Origin of the sequence: Pseudoalteromonas sp. CO348 (assembly GCF_004208845.1) — a bacterium.
Taxonomy (GTDB): Bacteria; Pseudomonadota; Gammaproteobacteria; order Enterobacterales; family Alteromonadaceae; genus Pseudoalteromonas; species Pseudoalteromonas maricaloris.
In genome coordinates, this window is the sequence record NZ_SGPI01000032.1 from 77,944 (window position 1) to 93,752 (window position 15,809).

Annotated in this window: 18 protein-coding genes and 1 other RNA gene; 4 read left to right on the forward strand and 15 right to left on the reverse strand. The window is 43.9% G+C overall.

Annotation, left to right across the window (positions count from 1 at the left end; all coding sequences use genetic code 11):
* Positions 1-50 precede the first annotated feature (50 nt).
* The 10 genes from EXT48_RS16290 to rsmI form a co-directional block, all read right to left on the reverse strand.
* The gene (locus EXT48_RS16290) at positions 51-812 is read right to left on the reverse strand and encodes a TIGR04219 family outer membrane beta-barrel protein (protein WP_010376724.1); all 762 of its coding nucleotides are present in this window, start codon (positions 810-812) and stop codon (positions 51-53) included.
* A 4-nt stretch (positions 813-816) separates the two neighbouring features.
* On the reverse strand, positions 817-1,803 hold the full coding sequence (locus EXT48_RS16295) for a DUF2333 family protein (protein ID WP_130165050.1): 987 nt from the start codon (positions 1,801-1,803) through the stop codon (positions 817-819).
* A gap of 17 nt (positions 1,804-1,820) precedes the next feature.
* Complete coding sequence (locus tag EXT48_RS16300; protein WP_010376720.1) at positions 1,821-2,345, reverse strand: copper chaperone PCu(A)C; 525 nt, start codon at positions 2,343-2,345, stop codon at positions 1,821-1,823.
* 95 nt (positions 2,346-2,440) lie between these two features.
* Complete coding sequence (locus EXT48_RS16305; RefSeq protein WP_045987624.1) at positions 2,441-2,782, reverse strand: hypothetical protein; 342 nt, start codon at positions 2,780-2,782, stop codon at positions 2,441-2,443.
* Between the two features lie 22 nt (positions 2,783-2,804).
* Complete coding sequence (locus EXT48_RS16310; RefSeq protein ID WP_010376716.1) at positions 2,805-3,014, reverse strand: PspC domain-containing protein; 210 nt, start codon at positions 3,012-3,014, stop codon at positions 2,805-2,807.
* Positions 3,015-3,061: 47 nt separating this feature from the next.
* Entirely contained in the window at positions 3,062-3,718 is a 657-nt protein-coding gene (locus EXT48_RS16315; protein WP_130165051.1) for a PspA/IM30 family protein, read from the reverse strand.
* Positions 3,719-3,897: 179 nt separating this feature from the next.
* A complete protein-coding gene (dusA, locus tag EXT48_RS16320) occupies positions 3,898-4,917 on the reverse strand; it encodes a tRNA dihydrouridine(20/20a) synthase DusA (protein ID WP_130165052.1) in 1,020 nt (339 codons plus the stop codon).
* 467 nt (positions 4,918-5,384) lie between these two features.
* Positions 5,385-6,860: a serine hydrolase gene (locus EXT48_RS16325; protein ID WP_130165053.1), complete on the reverse strand. Its 1,476-nt coding sequence runs from the start codon at positions 6,858-6,860 to the stop codon at positions 5,385-5,387.
* 238 nt (positions 6,861-7,098) lie between these two features.
* Positions 7,099-7,469, reverse strand: an RNA gene (rnpB, locus tag EXT48_RS16330) — RNase P RNA component class A.
* Positions 7,470-7,523: 54 nt separating this feature from the next.
* A complete protein-coding gene (gene rsmI / locus EXT48_RS16335) occupies positions 7,524-8,384 on the reverse strand; it encodes a 16S rRNA (cytidine(1402)-2'-O)-methyltransferase (protein ID WP_130165054.1) in 861 nt (286 codons plus the stop codon).
* A 60-nt stretch (positions 8,385-8,444) separates the two neighbouring features.
* Here rsmI and EXT48_RS16340 point away from each other — a divergent pair, with 60 nt between their 5' ends.
* Genes EXT48_RS16340 through dolP form a run of 4 tightly spaced genes read left to right on the forward strand, consistent with a single transcriptional unit; the run spans position 8,445 to position 11,858 of the window.
* Entirely contained in the window at positions 8,445-10,331 is a 1,887-nt protein-coding gene (locus EXT48_RS16340; RefSeq protein ID WP_130165055.1) for a penicillin-binding protein activator, read from the forward strand.
* A gap of 9 nt (positions 10,332-10,340) precedes the next feature.
* Positions 10,341-10,706 carry a YraN family protein gene (locus EXT48_RS16345; RefSeq protein WP_069020035.1) on the forward strand — a complete coding sequence of 122 codons (366 nt, stop codon included), beginning with the start codon at positions 10,341-10,343 and terminating at the stop codon, positions 10,704-10,706.
* Between the two features lies 1 nt (position 10,707).
* Positions 10,708-11,295: an SIS domain-containing protein gene (locus EXT48_RS16350; RefSeq protein ID WP_010376705.1), complete on the forward strand. Its 588-nt coding sequence runs from the start codon at positions 10,708-10,710 to the stop codon at positions 11,293-11,295.
* Entirely contained in the window at positions 11,292-11,858 is a 567-nt protein-coding gene (gene dolP, locus EXT48_RS16355) for a division/outer membrane stress-associated lipid-binding lipoprotein (RefSeq protein WP_017219053.1), read from the forward strand. Before EXT48_RS16350 ends, dolP begins: the two co-directional genes overlap by 4 nt.
* A 37-nt stretch (positions 11,859-11,895) precedes the next feature.
* Here the strand turns inward: dolP and EXT48_RS16360 are convergent, their stop codons facing one another.
* The 5 genes from EXT48_RS16360 to petA form a co-directional block, all read right to left on the reverse strand.
* Positions 11,896-12,321, reverse strand: a complete 426-nt coding sequence (locus tag EXT48_RS16360) for a ClpXP protease specificity-enhancing factor (RefSeq protein ID WP_130165056.1) — start codon at positions 12,319-12,321, stop codon at positions 11,896-11,898.
* Positions 12,321-12,947, reverse strand: coding sequence for a stringent starvation protein SspA (gene sspA / locus EXT48_RS16365; RefSeq protein WP_017219052.1), 627 nt, complete (start codon positions 12,945-12,947; stop codon positions 12,321-12,323). The genes EXT48_RS16360 and sspA overlap by 1 nt, the downstream gene beginning before the upstream one ends.
* Positions 12,948-13,043: 96 nt before the next feature.
* Positions 13,044-13,781 carry a cytochrome c1 gene (locus EXT48_RS16370; RefSeq protein WP_029215832.1) on the reverse strand — a complete coding sequence of 246 codons (738 nt, stop codon included), beginning with the start codon at positions 13,779-13,781 and terminating at the stop codon, positions 13,044-13,046.
* The gene (locus EXT48_RS16375; protein ID WP_045987630.1) at positions 13,778-15,079 is read right to left on the reverse strand and encodes a cytochrome b N-terminal domain-containing protein; all 1,302 of its coding nucleotides are present in this window, start codon (positions 15,077-15,079) and stop codon (positions 13,778-13,780) included. The genes EXT48_RS16370 and EXT48_RS16375 overlap by 4 nt, the downstream gene beginning before the upstream one ends.
* Positions 15,079-15,669 (reverse strand): ubiquinol-cytochrome c reductase iron-sulfur subunit, encoded by a 591-nt coding sequence (petA, locus tag EXT48_RS16380; protein ID WP_039492902.1) that lies wholly within the window; start codon positions 15,667-15,669, stop codon positions 15,079-15,081. Before petA ends, EXT48_RS16375 begins: the two co-directional genes overlap by 1 nt.
* Positions 15,670-15,809: the final 140 nt, after the last annotated feature.

The window sequence follows — 15,809 nt, forward strand, 5'->3', positions numbered from 1 at the left end:
GCTTGGCCGATCGCTCGCACCAAGCCGGTAAAGGAGTAAACTACATTATCTTAGAAGTGTAGTTGGATCCCTGCAAATGGACCTGAGACATCCAAATCAGTATAGATATCGTCAATATCATCTAGCTCAAGTACCATAGAGCGGTAACCCACTTTTACCGCAACATCAACAGCCATATTGTCGATAAACTCATAAGCGATACCAATTTGATAATCTTGGATTTTGCTGTCATCAATTGCAAGCATGCTGCCTTCGGCAAAAACACTTAGCCCTGTAAGTGGTAAACCCACTTCACCTCGCAAATAACCTAGAGGAACAAAGCCTGAGAATTCAACCTCTTCTGTGCGTGTTTGACCATTTGCAGTACCAGTTACCATGATAGAACCGTCAAACTGCTTAAAGTTCACACCAAAGTCTAACGTCAACAAGTCATTGTCTAGCACTTCGTAATACAATGTGTAGTCGATGTGGTTTAGATCTGCGTTTGTTGTCGCGTCAGTACCAACCGTATAAACTTGGCCACCAAAGTCAAAAGACTCTGTTAACGTCGTTTGACCATTTAACTCAAGCTCGGTATATCGTAACTTGATATTTGGTACCAGCGGTACTGGGTGCTCAAGTGCAGCATAGAAACTCGTAAAAGTTTCATCGTCAAAGTTAAAGGTTTGCATATTGCCTTTTTCAGCAAAGCTACCTTCGGTTTCGGTATCCCACCCTTCTGCACCGACATAAAGCCCGAGTACCGTGTCTGCGTGTGCAGCAGGTGCTAAGCAAGCGAGAGATAATGCCGCTGCTAAAAAGTGTTTTTTCATGATGTTATCCTTGCGCTAAAAGTTCACTAAGTTCGATGAGAGCCGCATTGGCTCGCGAAATATAATTTGCCATAACCAGAGAATGATTCGCTACCAAGCCAAAGCCACTGCCATTTAATACCATAGGGCTCCACACTGTCTCTTGAGTCGCCTCTAGCTCTCTGATGATCTGCTGTAGACTGACAAGTGCATTTTTCTTTTCAAGCACAGGTCTAAAGTCATGCTCTACCGCTTTCATATAGTGCAGTAACGCCCACGTGGCGCCTCTGGCTTCATAGAATACATCATCAATCTGCCACCAAGAGGTTTTCACCATATTATGGCTTGGCGTCATGGTTGCTTGATCGGCTGCCGAATCCCCAGCTAAATCGGTATTTAATCTGTCTTGACCTACGCTTGCACTTAATCTTTGGCTTAGGCTGCCCATGCGCTTTTCGGCCTCTTTTAGCCAAGCTCTCAAGTTATCAGCACGCGCATAAAACTGGCTGTCGCGGTTACTATTATCAGAGATTTGAGTCAAATACTGACGTAGTAAGTCATTGCCTTTTTGATATTCACCTTCAGCACTTGGCCACATCCACGCTGTTGAACTGATATTAAACTGTGGTTGGGCTAGCTTTAAACTTGGGTGTTCAGTCGATTGAGATTGTGAACGACTAAAATCTTTACGCATCGAAAGTGTAAGATCTCGTGTCATCTCAAGCACGCCGTATTCCCAAGCAGGCATGTTATCCATCATTACGCTTGGTGGCATCATGTCATTCGACAAGTAACCACCTGGCTTATTTAAAAGTGTATCTGTCACTTTAATCAAGGTATGTGTCGTTACATATCCAGTGACTAATGTATTGCCATTTTTCTGCGCATCCGCTTTTGCTGCCGCGACGACGTCAAACTGCTCTGGTTCCACACTCCAATACACGGCTATAACATAACCCAGAAATATGACAGCGATAATGCCAGAGATGATTTTTCCCGTATGATTTCCCATTTAATACCTCACTGTTTTTAGTGATGAGAGTGATGTCCGGCGTTTGATTTTTCTTTGCCACCAAACATGTCTGCAAGTGCGACGACTTCCGCCATGGTGAAGATCCTATCGCCATCAGCAAAATATAGCGTAAGCTTACGCTTCTCACCGACTTTTAATGTTTCTACTGGTTCAAACACCATTAAGTGATAACCACCAGGCTGAAATGTTACTGATTTACCCGCGGGGATCGCGAGCTCGTCGACACGTTGCATTTTCATCATGTCTTCTTTATGAACATGCTCGTGAATTTCAACACGCTTAACGCCTTCAAGCGAAGCCTTAACCAGCACTTTATTTTGCTGCGTTGGGTTTTCAATAACGAGATAACCTGCAGTTGAAGGCGCTGCCGGTAAAAAAGTACGCACGGTTGCGTTGTGAACAGAAAGTTGCTCCGAACCATGATGATGTTCACCATGTTCATGCCCTTGATGAGCTGAAGCGTTAAAGCCGATAAAAGTTGATAAAGCAAAAATTAAGGTTTTGATTACACTTGATTTCATGTTGGCTTTCCTTGGATTTATAACTGCAAATAACTATATCACAGATCCCAATTTAGCGTGTTTTTTATCTCCTACCGCCAACAAAAACCCACTGCTCAAACTTTTGCTTGAGCAGATTTGTCTACCACTAACCACACAATTGCAATAATACAGATGAGTGGAAATAGCACTATCAGCGAATTAAATAGCAATGTCATTACTAGCCCAATGAACACAATAAGGAGCAACCCTAAAACACCCGCGCTCAAGAGTGCTCCTAGCACCACCAGCGCTACAATTGCAAATAGCAACGTGAGTATTTCAAAGCCAAACCAACCTAGGTCAAATCCCATATCGAGTTGCAGATCGCTGATGTCTAACCATATTAGTGGCAGCGACACCCAAGATAGCGCCAATAAAAATACCAGCGCTAATAATATACCGGCCACGACTTTCATAGTGCCTACCTCGTCGCCGTACTTAGTTTTCGTATTGCGCTTTTGGCATTGCAAACCAAGCGACGCCATACGCCAATAACACCAACATTGGAAACTTAAAAAACAGCAATACCGTTAGTAAACGCGTTAACCAAATTGGCATATCAAAACGTTGTGCTAGTTGCGCACATACGCCACCAATTTTCTTTGAACTATTCATTTGAGACAGTGTTGATTGATATCTATTTTTCATCTTTATCCCCTTTCGCTTTGATTGCTCAGTCGTTGCTGTGGGCGAGCCTAGCTCGCCATTTTTTGCTTCAGTTGGGCTAATTCATCGTCGATTTGTTGTTGCTTTTGCTCATCTTCAAAGCGCTGCCATACATCGGGCTGCCCTAAGTCATAGGATTCGACTTCAGCTTCAAGGCGCGCCACCTTACGTTCTAACTCGTCGAACTTGCGCGTTGCAGAGTGCATATCGTCACTATTCAGCGTTTGTTTGATAGTTAACCTTGCCTTACCAGCTTCCAAGCGGCGCAACATGGCCTTTTCTTTTGCCTTTAATTGCTGAATTTTGCTTTGCAACTTGTTCGCATCTGTGCTGAGTTTTTCAAGTGCAGGCGTTAGATCATCAATTTTTTGCTGTGCTTCTTGCGCTTTTTCGGTTTCTCGCTGCTTTTGCTCAAGGGCTGAGCGGGCAAGATCTTCACGACCTTTTTCAAGAGCATGTTCGGCTTTGCTTTGCCACGTTGCCGCAGCTTTATTTGCTTGCTCAGCTTGACGCTGCGCTATTTTTTGTTGGCAAATAAGCTCAGCTGCCGTTGCACGACAATCAGATAGCGCTTCTTCTAAATCACGCACTAACTGAGTTGCCATTTTTTGTGGGTCTTCGGCTTTATCTAGTAATGCGTTAAGTTCCGCTTTGATAAGATCTTCAATTCTGTTGATGATGGTCATTGTTCGGCTCCTTTTATAATATAGTTAGACTATTCCAAGAGCCGTGCCAAAAATAAAAACAAAATTAAATCATTGAGTTAAGGTTTTTTGAAAAGAAAAATAGATTTATTGAGATACATTAAATAGTGAAAAAGACGATAAAATCGTCTTTTTCACACATAGGATTGGAGCAATATATTTTACACTTCAGGTACAAAAGACAGCGCCTTTTCCATCACCTCTATGCCAGCCTCTTTTTTGTGACCATTTTCTGATAAGTGACGACGGAATCCTCTCGCACCAGGCTGATTTTGAAAAATACCCAACATGTGACGCGCAATATGCCAAAAATTTGCACCATTCGACATTTCACTTTCAAAGTAGTCATACATGCTTCTTACGACTTGATGGCGAGTTTGCGTAAACGCAGCTTCGCCATACAATAGCTCATCAACCTGCGACAACATAAACGGGTTGCTGTAGGCTTCACGGCCAACCATTACGCCGTCAAGGTGAGCCAAATGATGCTGACATTCCTCAAGAGTTTTAACACCACCATTAATACTGATATGCAGATCTGGATAGTCTTTCTTTAATTGATAAACGCGAGGATAATCTAATGGTGGGATCTCACGATTTTCTTTCGGGCTTAAGCCTTGCAACCATGCTTTACGGGCATGAATGATAAAGTCATCACAGCCCACCGCCTGCGAGGCTTCAATCAACGCCGTAAGAAACTCATAAGAGTCTTGTTCATCAATACCAATGCGCGTTTTTACCGTTACCGGAATATTCACTTCTGCCTTCATCGCCGCCACACAATCAGCAACGAGCTGAGGCTCAGCCATTAAACATGCACCAAAGCGACCATTTTGCACGCGATCTGACGGGCAACCCACATTTAGGTTTACCTCACTGTAGCCATATTCCTCAGCACGCTTAGCGCACTCTGCCAGCGCCTTAGGATCAGAGCCACCCAACTGCAACGCCACTGGTAACTCATGTGCACCAAACGCCAAATAATCCCCTTTACCAAAAATAATCGCACCTGTAGTGATCATCTCAGTATAAAGCACCGCATGTTTAGTCAGCTTACGGTGAAAGGTTCTGCAATGGCGATCCGTCCAATCCAGCATGGGTGCAACGCTAAAGCGGCGAAAGGCATCAACGCAGTGGTTCGGTGTTTGTGGCGCTAAGGGTAGAGTTGGTTGTTGGCTCATGGTATGACTTTCTCAATCAGATTTGCTATCAACGAGCTGCACTAACTATCTATAGCAGTACATAGCTCAAATAGGTGATTGCGTAGTATACCGCAGCTTCTAATACTTCGTTAAGTATAGACAGCAATTTATTGCCAAAAGTAAATAACCTGAGCTTCGGATAATTTATGCCTTTCTAGCAGCCAGTTTTTGCGCTAACTGCGTTGAATTCACTTCCAATAGCCCAGCTATTGGTGCGTAAATTCGCCTTGCCTACAAGGATGTAGGTAGCTAGGCGGTAGCAGGACACGAGAGCGGAGTTATCTCCAAAACTTTCTGGCTAGACAAGGAAATAATTTAATATTATTTTAAAAACAATGAGTTAGATAATTCCTTATCCAAACCTCAGGTTAAATACCAAAAAGCCGCAAGTAATTGAACTTGCGGCTTTCGATTTGCTTAGGCTGCCGTCACAGTCTTATGGAGAGTTAAAGATACTCCTTCACTACCGCGACTTTATTTTTTGCGAACTGACTGTTTGGGTTTATCGCAAGTAACTGCTGATAATGCTCAAGTGCTTGTGCATACTGCTTATTTAACTCATACGCTTGCGCGATGCTGTTGTGGTAATATGGCTGCTCGTTATTTTGTGTCAGTGCAAATTTAAAGATTTCGATACCATTATTAACTTGACCATTTTCGACAAGCTTATTGCCCCACTCCACCAAGATCTCTAAATCATACATTACACCTGTATCTTGCTGCGCTTTTGCAAACATAGTCGCGAAGTCGGCAAAGCCATGTTTATCTGTAAGCTGCTTTAAGTACGCCATCGGCTGATAAGCCTTTTGCTTACTAGCGTCGTTAAAGTTGGGAATATAGTAAGCGGCAATATCATCAACAAACTCAATGGGTAATCCACCCAACAGGTTAGTAAGCACAATCACCGAAACCTTGTCTTCAGGGTAGGTGATCACTGTAGTCGCATTTCCACCGCTTGCACTGATTGCGGGGTGATATTTACGCTGAACCACTTGCCAGCCCATTGCATAGCCGTTTTCTTTGGTGTTAAAGGCTTCTGTACGCCCGTTGTTTAGCTTAACTGGCGTCCATAGCATATCTAACTCTTTAACCAGCTCGCCTTGTTGTAGTGATACAACATAGTTAGCTAGTTCCGTTGCGGTTGAACTCATTCCCGCTGCGGTTCTCAACATATAAGGGAATTCGCCGTAAAAGTTTTTGTAATTCCCCTCACCTAAATGAATATATTGGCGAGCCTGATTTGGCACCATAAGTTCAAGATAATCAAAACCTGCCTGCGCGGTTTGCGGCATGTTAGCACGTGCTAACTGCATCTTGGTAATAAAAGCAGGAAACCCTTCAGGTGCATATTTATCAATGACTTTACCCAAAATCACATAGCCGGTTTGGTTATAACTAAAACGCGAGTTAGGTGTAAATTGAAGTGGCTGCTTTTGCACAGCTTGCCATGAGGCTTCCGCATCATTCGGTACAATGGTTTCTAGGGCATAATTTGATGCCAGGATCGGCGGCAAACCTGTGGTGTGACCCATTAATTGATTAATTTTAAGTTGCTGCCAAGCCTTTGGTAAATCGGGTAAGTGCTTACCAATTTCATCGTCAATGTTTAGATAACCTTGCTCAGCGAGCTGTACAATCGCAACACCGGTAAACGCCTTTGTCATCGAATTAATCGGAAATAACGTCTGCTCAGTCACAGGCACTTGATGCTGTAAGTCTGCAAAACCATAACTTCCTTGCTTAATGATTTTATCGTCTTTAACCACGGCTAACTGTAATCCGGGAATATGCCTTTCTTTCATGAGGGTTTTGATCAGCTTGTCTACCGACTCAGCCTTCACTAAGGATGAAAATAATGCCGACCATAAAAGCGTGCCAAACCATAACACGGTTGATAGTAAAACTTTGTTGTTCTTGTACATGATAGTTCCATTACTCATTTTCGTTTGAGAGATAGCTCTATCTTTCCAAGTATTGTACCAACCTTAAAAATCATTGTTTATCAGCAACTTAAACAAATTCAGAAAGTAAAAATTAGTGAATAAATTAACGAAAAGTGGTGAGATATACAAATAAATGGCGTTTTTAACAAGGTAATCGTGAGGTGATAAAGTGGGAGTCTCAAGCGTAAACATCTCATGTTGGGATGTTTACGCTTGAGGTGTGAGTCAGCCTATAAGCCGGGTTCTGTTCACTCCCGAAGGAGATCGATAATCATTCGTCTAGGCCTAGGATCGCTCCTAGGCTCGAGCAACCTACCCGGTTCCGATGCGGGCCACACCATAAGGAACCCTATTTGGTCTTGCTCCGGATGGAGTTTACCTTGCAACCAACTGTTACCAGTGGCCCGGTGCGCTCTTACCGCACCCTTTCACCCTTACCGGTCCCGAAGGACTTAGGCGGTCTTCTCTCTGCTGCACTTGTCGTAGGCTCACGCCCCCCAGCCGTTAGCTGGCACCCTGCCCATTGGAGCCCGGACTTTCCTCCCCCTGATCATTTTCGTCACAGGCAGCGATTATCCGGCTGACTCAGGCGGTGGATTATACGCACTTTAATGCAATAACGCACGCGATAAATTGCGTGTATTACGCTTCTCGCTCAGCAATGATAGCCTTATACAAGGCGTTCTTTTTTAGCCCTAAATATTCAGCTGCTACGCCGCAGGCCTTTTTCAATGGCATTTCTGGCTCTAGTAACTCAATCAGCTTTTTCGCTTCTGGTGTTAATGCTTGTTCATCTATTTGTTCACCGGGTAACATCAACACCAGTTCACCTTTTTGCTTTTCAGGTGTTGCGGTTAAAAACTCAATGAGCTCGGTAACCGTGCCACTGAAAAAGGTTTCATAGGTTTTGGTCAGTTCTTTAGCAAAAACAACTTGTTGTGTTTCGCCCAGCGCGATTTTCATATCTTCTAGACTTGCCATAATGCGGTGGGTGCTTTCGTACAAGATACTGGTGATACCAGAGGCGACTGCATCTTTAAAAAATTGCTGACGCGCTTGGCTTTTTGCTGGTGAAAATCCCACGAATTGGAACTTATCTGTCGGTAAGCCTGAACAACTCACCGCAGCAATGGCGGCACACGCGCCAGGAACGGGAGTCACAGTCGCACCTGCTTCACGGCACAGGTTTACCACAGCATAGCCCGGATCGCTGATAAGCGGCGTCCCCGCATCAGACACTAGCGCGATGTCTTTACCTTCGTTTAACCTATCTAAAATTTGCTGCGCTTTTTGCTTCTCGTTGTGATCATGCAGTGCAAAAGTTTTTGCTTTAATGCTAAAGTGGCTCAATAATTTACCGGTGTGGCGCGTATCTTCGGCAGCGATCAAATCGACCTGACTTAACACTTTCAGTGCACGTTCACTGATGTCATCTAAATTACCTATTGGTGTCGCTACAATATGTAGGGTGCCGATTTTGTTTTCGTTGTGAAGATTAGCCATTGAGCTCTCCAATATCAGTCAGTAAGATATCCACTCAGTCGTGAAAAAGAAGGTTTGCCTGTGCAGTTTAAAAAGATAGCGCTTTTAGTTGCCATATTGTCGGGGTTATCCGCTTGTAGTACAAGCACAAATGTCACCAAATCCGCCCAAGAAACTAAAACAACTAAAGCCGTTAGCCAATCGGATGACAATGCCGCGTCGTTATTTGCAAAGGCGCAGACTAAAGAAGGCGTTGCCAAAATCCAATTGCTATATGCAGCCAGAGACGCTGCTATCTTAGAAAAAGACTGGCAAATGTTAGAGCAAATTGGTTTAGCGATGGAAGCAAAAGCCAGTGTTGATCATATTCAAAACAAATTATACATCGCACTTGCTCGCAAAGAATTGTCGCAGTATGCCAATGCGTTAGCCATCCTGAACACACTAGAAGGTAGGCTCAACACCCCTGAACACCAAGCTTGGTATGAGTATTTACTGGGTAGTATTTATGCCTCTCAGCAACTACCAAAAAAAGCGTTGGTTGAGTATTTTAAAGCGGCCGATATTGCCAATGAACATAACTTAGCGGTGGCCGGGTTACACGAAGAGATTTGGCTCGCGCTACAGCAGCTATCAAGTTACGCCCTAGAGCGCTTTGATTCTGGCTCAGTTTTACAACGTGGTTGGGTGACACTGGCTAAATATCAACAAATTTATTTGGGTTCTAGCGTCCAGCTCGACCAAGCCATGAATAATTGGCGTCGTCGTTTTACTAATCACCCTGCGGTTGCTTTGCTGCCTAAAGATTTACAAGGCGCTGTTGCGCTTGAACCTTACCAAGTTAAAAGACTTGCAGTGTTATTACCACAATCTGGTGCGAGCGAGCGACTCGGCACAGCCTTGAAAAATGGTTTCTTGGCTGCTACTGACGAAGGCGCGATTGAAGAGGTCTTCTTCATTGATGAAATGGCATCCGAATCTGAAATCGTAACGCAACTTGCTGAGGCAAATGTCGATTTTGTCATTGGTCCATTATTAAAATCCAACGTTGAAAAACTACTCGCAGATAAAGGTTTTGCGGCTTACCCCACCTTATTTTTAAATGCTCGCGAAACCCTTACGCCTAGCAGCAGTGAACAGTACTTTTTTGCGCTTAACCCTGAGCATGAAGTCGAGCAAGCAATGAAGCACTTTCTTGCTAAAGGCTATAAAAAACCCATGTTACTGGCTCCAGCGAACGCCTCTGGTAAGCGTTTAATTGAGTATTTTGATCAAGGTTGGAAACGCTACAGTGAGACCGCACCAGAAGTGGGTTATTATACCAATAGTACCAACATGGCGGATGTCATCACGGATATTTTAGAGGTCGATGCATCCAAAGCACGCACTAGCGTCATCAAAAGTCTATTTCGCAAGGAGGTCAAAAGTGAAACACGCTCTAGACGCGACATTGATGCCATCTATATTTTAGGTGATGCAATGGAAACTAGACTGCTCAAACCTTATTTAGACGTCAATGTCAGTACATTTGCCGATAGGATCCCTTTATATGCCAGCTCTCGCAGCTATAGTAAACAAATTGATGTTACTGATAAGGGCGATTTAGAAGGACTTTATTTTACCGAGCAGCCTTGGATGCTACCGGGTGCTGTTGAAAAAGCACCGCTTCGAGATGCCTATCAATCTTTATGGCCTGAGCAGGCCGATTTAGAACAGCGCCTGTTTGCAATGGCATATGACGCCACGAATTTAGTCCCCGAGTTGCGCCAACTGGCTTGGCTCTCGGGTAAAAGTTTTGATGGCTTAACCGGTCAGCTCAGCATCCGCGGTGGCAGTGATGTTGTGCGAAAGCTCAGTTGGGCACAGTATCATAATAAACAAATTCGTTTGGTGAGCTTAGATGAACAGCCTCCGCTACCATTATTTATGCAACAAGAGAAACCTGCGGGAGACTCTTTGATCAGATAGGATATCTGGATGTTTAAAGGATTATTTAGCAACACACGGAGTAAGGGCGAGCATTTTGAGGTGATTGCGGAGCAATTCTTGGTAAAACAAGGATTAACCCCCGTCACCAGAAACTATCTCTGTAAATACGGAGAGATAGATCTCATTATGCGAGAGTCGCAAACCTTAGTGTTTATTGAAGTAAAGTATCGCGATAGCAGCCACTTTGGTGGCGCAATTAACGCACTATCAAAAACTAAGCTTCAAAGATTAAAGCGTAGTATTTATAATTATTTAGCACAGCAAAATTTGCATAACACGCAACTTAGAGTCGACTTTGTTGCCATTCAAGGGGCCGATCCCCCTGAAATAAACTGGATTAGAAATATTTTTTAGCATGCAAGAATCTATAAAGTCTATATTTACAGAGTCAATTCAAGCGCAGATAGCCGCGGGCGAAGTATTGCCTAAAGCGCTAGAAACCGCAGCGATGACTATGGCTCAGAGCCTGATCAATGGCAATAAAATCATCTGCTGCGGCGCGCCAAGTAATCATATGTTGGCGCACCACTTCGCAACCATCTTAAGCAACTTTTACGAAACCGAACGCCCATGTCTGCCCGCGATTGCACTAACGAATGAGCAATATAATTTGGCGTCACCAGAAAATGGCAAAGCCAGAGAGCGCTTTGCCAAGCAAATACGCGCATTCGCGCAGCAAGGAGACTTGCTGGTGGCGTATGCCATAAACGGGCAAGAAAAGGCGGTTATTGGCGCAGTGGAAGCGGCTCTTACTAGAGATATGAAAGTCATCGCGCTAGTTGGCGATGATGGTGGTGAAATTACAGGCCTGTTGGGCCCTCAGGATGTAGAGATCCGGATCCCAAGTAAACGCCCAAGCCGGATAATCGAGTCACAACTATTCAATACTCACTGTTTAAGTGAGCTAATCGACGCAATTTTATTCCCTCAGGACGAAGTATGATGATGAGAATAACCTCTTTACTTGCCGCCATCTTGTTACTACAAGGGTGTGCTGCTGCGGTAGTTGCTGGTACAGCCGGTGCGGTGTCTGCAGCAAATGATAGACGCACTATCGGTGCACAAATTGACGATAACAATATCGAGATCAAAGGTACGCTTGCTATCAAAGAGATTAAGCGCCTTGCTGATCATGCCAATATCACGCTTGTAAGTGTTAATGGCGTAGTATTAATGATTGGTCAGGTCACTAATCAAGAAATGAAAACGGAAGCTGAGCGTGCGCTACAGAACGTTGCAGGGATTAAGCAAGTACATAATCAGTTGAGAATAAGCTCAAACATCGGCATCACGACGCAAACACATGATACTTGGCTGACCTCCAAAGTTAAAACCAAACTGCTGGCGGCCGACGAAGTCAATGGCGCAAATATTAAGGTAGTTACCGAGAATGCCGAAGTGTTCTTAATGGGCTTAGTCTCCAAACAAGAAGCAAACTCAGCCGTAGAAATCGCCAGAAATATTAATGGTGTAAAACGTGTGATTAAAGCCTTTGAGTACATCTAAACAATAGCCATAAAAAAACCTGCATCCGCAGGTTTTTTTATTTTATCACTCGAAGGTGAGAACCTTTTTTCTTTTCAGGTTCCGGCTTAGTCTCTGGCGATTGTGAGATTTCCGTCTCTTCTACCAAATCAAACTCTTCATCTTCAAAGATTTCTTCTTCAGGTGTAAATACCGTGCCTTCACCATTTTCTCTTGCATAGATAGCCAATACCGCACCATTAGGCACATATACCTGCATCGGCTGGCCACCAAACCGGGCATTAAAGCTCAGTGCTTGATTGTCCATTGAGAAATTCGTCACAGCAGACGGGCTTACGTTCAACACAATTTGCCCTTCTTGCACAAATTGTGTTGGAACCTGTACCGAGGGAAAGTCTGCGTTCACCACTAAATGCGGTGTACATTCGTTATCGACAATCCACTCGTAAAATGCGCGTAGTAAGTAAGGACGATTAGACGTCATTACGATCTGATCTCACGCTCTGCATCCGTTAGCGATGCTTGGAATGAGTCACGCTCAAATAAACGCAGCATATATTCTTTTAGCTCTTTGCTACCAGCGCCATTCAGCTCAATACCAAGCTGTGGTAAACGCCAAAGTAGTGGAGCTAAATAACAATCAACTAGGCTGAACTCTTCACTCATGAAGTAAGGTGCTTCATTGAAGATAGGTGCTACAGCTAGCAGCGCTTCAGTTAACTCTTTACGAGCTTGAGCCGCTTCATCACCACCCGCAGTGATCTTTTCAGCAAGTGAGTACCAGTCAGTTTCAATACGATGCATCATTAAACGACTACGACCACGCATTACTGGATATACAGGCATCAGAGGAGGATGCGGGAAGCGCTCGTCTAGATACTCCATAATGATATTCGCTTGGTACAAGCCAAGCTCACGATCGATTAGCGTAGGAACAGTGCCATACGGGTTAATCTCGTGTAGAGCTTCTGGTAAGTTGTCCTTTTCAGCCTGATGAATATCAACACTTACACCTTTCTCAGCAAGTACAATACGTACCTGGTGACTGTACATACAGTTTGACCCAGAAAAAAGTGTCATTACAGGGCGCTTATTGGCAGCAACGGCCATGCCTACCTCCATTAAAAAACTAAAAGTAATTAAATCACTTTAAACAGCAAAAGGGGCGAACGCCCCTATTGCAAAAATTACCTTTGAATATTCAAATTAATGAACATCTCTCCAGTATTCTTTCTTCAAGAAGAATGCCAGGATGAAGAAGATAACTAAGAAACCAATAACCTTAATACCAATAGCTTCTGACTCTAGGCGAGAAGGCTCACCTACATAAGCTAAGAAGTTTGTAAGGTCACGTGCTGCTTGGTCATATTCATCAACACTCATCTCACCGGTACCATCTGTTTCAGTGCCGACAACTTTAGTCACTGTGTGACCGTGTTCTTCCACTTCTTCAGTGATCGGTGTTGGCAAGCCTTGTAACTCTTGTAGTACGTGAGGCATACCGACCAATGGGAAAACAACGTTGTTCACACCAAATGGGCGAGACTCATCTTTATAGAATGACTTCAAGTAAGTATAGATGTAGTCCGGAGACTTAACACGAGAGATAAGTGTTAAGTCCGGTGGCGCAGCACCAAACCATTTTGCTGCATCATCTTTAGCCATAGAATTTTTAATATGGCTACCTACTTTTGAACCATCGAAAATAAGCGTTTCTTGACCAATTTCAGTTGGAATACCGATGTCACGGAAAGTACGCTCATAACGCTGATATTGCATTTGGTGACAGCCAAGGCAGTAGTTCATAAATAACTTAGCGCCGCGCTGTAGAGATGCTTTATCAGTTAAGTCGTTGTTTGCTTCCATCAAAGGCACTGATGGGCCCGCTGCCATCGATAACGTTGGCAACAATGCGAATAAACCGATTACTAGCTTTTTCATCATTTCGTCAACCTCGTTGGTAGTGGCTTCGTCTTCTCGTTTTTACTGTAGAAGAATAGCAACACGAAGAACATAAAATAAGTTACTGTCGTGATTTGCGACAATAGCGTTTTAAAGTCAGTTTGCGGTGTTGCACCAATCCAGCCAAGGATAACGAATGTGACAACAAACTGAGCAATGTTCAACTTATGGAAACCACAACGGTAGCGAATTGAACGAACCGAACCACGGTCAATCCAAGGCAGTAGTGCCAATGCTACGATTGAAGCGCCCATTGCAATTACACCAATCAACTTATCAGGGATAGCACGAAGGATCGCATAGAATGGCGTAAAGTACCAAACTGGGAAAATGTGCTCAGGTGTTTTAAGCGGGTTTGCCGCTTCAAAGTTTGGTGCTTCAAGGAAGAAACCATTCATTTCCGGTGCAAAGAACACAATGGCACAGAAGAAAATTAAGAAGCCAGCAACACCTAAGACATCTTTTACTGTGTAGTAAGGGTGGAATGGAATTGCATCCACAATATCTTTTTTATCAGTGTAGTATTCATGGAATTTAAACTTAGGTTTGTCTTCCTCAGCTACAGAGCCTTTCTTGCGCTTGATCTCAACACCGTCAGGGTTGTTCGAGCCTACTTCGTGCAGTGCAACAATGTGAAGGAATACTAAGATAACCAGTACTAATGGTAGTGCAATAACGTGTAGTGCAAAGAAGCGGTTGAGCGTCGCACCAGAAATAACGTAGTCACCACGGATCCAAAGCGTTAAGTCATCACCAATTACAGGGATTGCACCGAATAATGAAATGATTACCTGAGCACCCCAGAAAGACATCTGACCCCATGGTAATAAGTAGCCCATGAAAGCTTCAGCCATTAGTGCTAGGAAGATAAACATACCGAACAACCACAGTAATTCACGTGGCTTTTGATAAGAACCGTAGATCATACCGCGGAACATGTGAAGATAGACCACGATAAAGAATGCGGATGCGCCGGTAGAGTGTAGGTATCGCAATAACCAACCATATTCAACATCACGCATGATGTATTCTACTGATGCAAATGCACCTTCAGCAGAAGGCACAAAGTTCATGGTTAGCCAGATACCCGTTACAATCTGGTTTACCAGTACTAGAATGGCGAGTGAACCAAACAAATACCAGAAGTTAAAGTTTTTTGGCGCTGGGTATTGAGCAATGTGCATATTCCAGACGCGAGTCATCGGAATACGAGCATCAATCCAATCAACAACTTTACCCACAACGCCCGTATTTGCTGCTTTATCTACATTAACAGACATTATGCAACCCCTTCTTCTTCACCTACCAAAATGGTAGTGTCGTCAATAAAGGTATACGGAGGGATCTCTAAGTTTAGAGGTGCAGGTACGTTTTGGAATACGCGCCCCGCCATATCAAACTTCGAACCGTGACAAGGACAGAAGAAACCACTATCAGTGCCTTCTACTTTTTCACCAAAGCTTCCGTTAAGGAAAGATGGTGAACACCCTAAGTGAGTACAAATCCCAACCGCGACGAAAAGCTCAGGTCGCTTAGAACGGTAACCGTTCTGCGCTGATGCCAACTGCTGTGGCTCTTCAGAGTTAGGATCACGAAGTTTGTCTTCGTGTTGCTTCATTTGTTCTAGCATTTTTGGTGTACGATTAACAATCCAAACTGGTTTGCCTCGCCACTCAACACGAATAAGTTGTCCAGACTCAAGCTTGCTGATATCTACTTCTACAGGCGCACCTGCAGATTTAGCTCGCTCACTTGGATTCCAGGACGCAATAAAAGGAACAGCAGCTCCAACCGCACCAACGCCACCTACAACAGAGGTAGCGATAGTTAAAAAGCGACGTCGGCTGTTGTCTACAGGCGCATTGCTCATCCACTTATCTCCACTTGATTCCCAACACTTGCTATATTGAGAACATCAGTTACAGCAGGTTAATTTAAGAAATTACAAAATAGACGCGATCATAAATAAATACCTTGATTAAAACAAGGTTATTCCAGATCCATGCCCGA

What these genes read in the sequence shown, in the direction of transcription:
- EXT48_RS16370 (WP_029215832.1), bottom strand. Translation starts at nt 13,781, where the DNA reads ATGATGAAAAAGCTAGTAATCGGTTTATTCGCATTGTTGCCAACGTTA.
- EXT48_RS16350 (WP_010376705.1), top strand. Translation starts at nt 10,708, where the DNA reads ATGCAAGAATCTATAAAGTCTATATTTACAGAGTCAATTCAAGCGCAG.
- EXT48_RS16315 (WP_130165051.1), bottom strand. Translation starts at nt 3,718, where the DNA reads ATGACCATCATCAACAGAATTGAAGATCTTATCAAAGCGGAACTTAAC.
- EXT48_RS16345 (WP_069020035.1), top strand. Translation starts at nt 10,341, where the DNA reads ATGTTTAAAGGATTATTTAGCAACACACGGAGTAAGGGCGAGCATTTT.
- EXT48_RS16375 (WP_045987630.1), bottom strand. Translation starts at nt 15,079, where the DNA reads ATGTCTGTTAATGTAGATAAAGCAGCAAATACGGGCGTTGTGGGTAAA.
- petA (WP_039492902.1), bottom strand. Translation starts at nt 15,669, where the DNA reads ATGAGCAATGCGCCTGTAGACAACAGCCGACGTCGCTTTTTAACTATC.
- EXT48_RS16360 (WP_130165056.1), bottom strand. Translation starts at nt 12,321, where the DNA reads ATGACGTCTAATCGTCCTTACTTACTACGCGCATTTTACGAGTGGATT.
- rsmI (WP_130165054.1), bottom strand. Translation starts at nt 8,384, where the DNA reads ATGGCTAATCTTCACAACGAAAACAAAATCGGCACCCTACATATTGTA.
- EXT48_RS16310 (WP_010376716.1), bottom strand. Translation starts at nt 3,014, where the DNA reads ATGAAAAATAGATATCAATCAACACTGTCTCAAATGAATAGTTCAAAG.
- dolP (WP_017219053.1), top strand. Translation starts at nt 11,292, where the DNA reads ATGATGATGAGAATAACCTCTTTACTTGCCGCCATCTTGTTACTACAA.
- dusA (WP_130165052.1), bottom strand. Translation starts at nt 4,917, where the DNA reads ATGAGCCAACAACCAACTCTACCCTTAGCGCCACAAACACCGAACCAC.
- EXT48_RS16305 (WP_045987624.1), bottom strand. Translation starts at nt 2,782, where the DNA reads ATGAAAGTCGTGGCCGGTATATTATTAGCGCTGGTATTTTTATTGGCG.
- EXT48_RS16295 (WP_130165050.1), bottom strand. Translation starts at nt 1,803, where the DNA reads ATGGGAAATCATACGGGAAAAATCATCTCTGGCATTATCGCTGTCATA.
- EXT48_RS16325 (WP_130165053.1), bottom strand. Translation starts at nt 6,860, where the DNA reads ATGTACAAGAACAACAAAGTTTTACTATCAACCGTGTTATGGTTTGGC.
- EXT48_RS16290 (WP_010376724.1), bottom strand. Translation starts at nt 812, where the DNA reads ATGAAAAAACACTTTTTAGCAGCGGCATTATCTCTCGCTTGCTTAGCA.
- EXT48_RS16300 (WP_010376720.1), bottom strand. Translation starts at nt 2,345, where the DNA reads ATGAAATCAAGTGTAATCAAAACCTTAATTTTTGCTTTATCAACTTTT.
- sspA (WP_017219052.1), bottom strand. Translation starts at nt 12,947, where the DNA reads ATGGCCGTTGCTGCCAATAAGCGCCCTGTAATGACACTTTTTTCTGGG.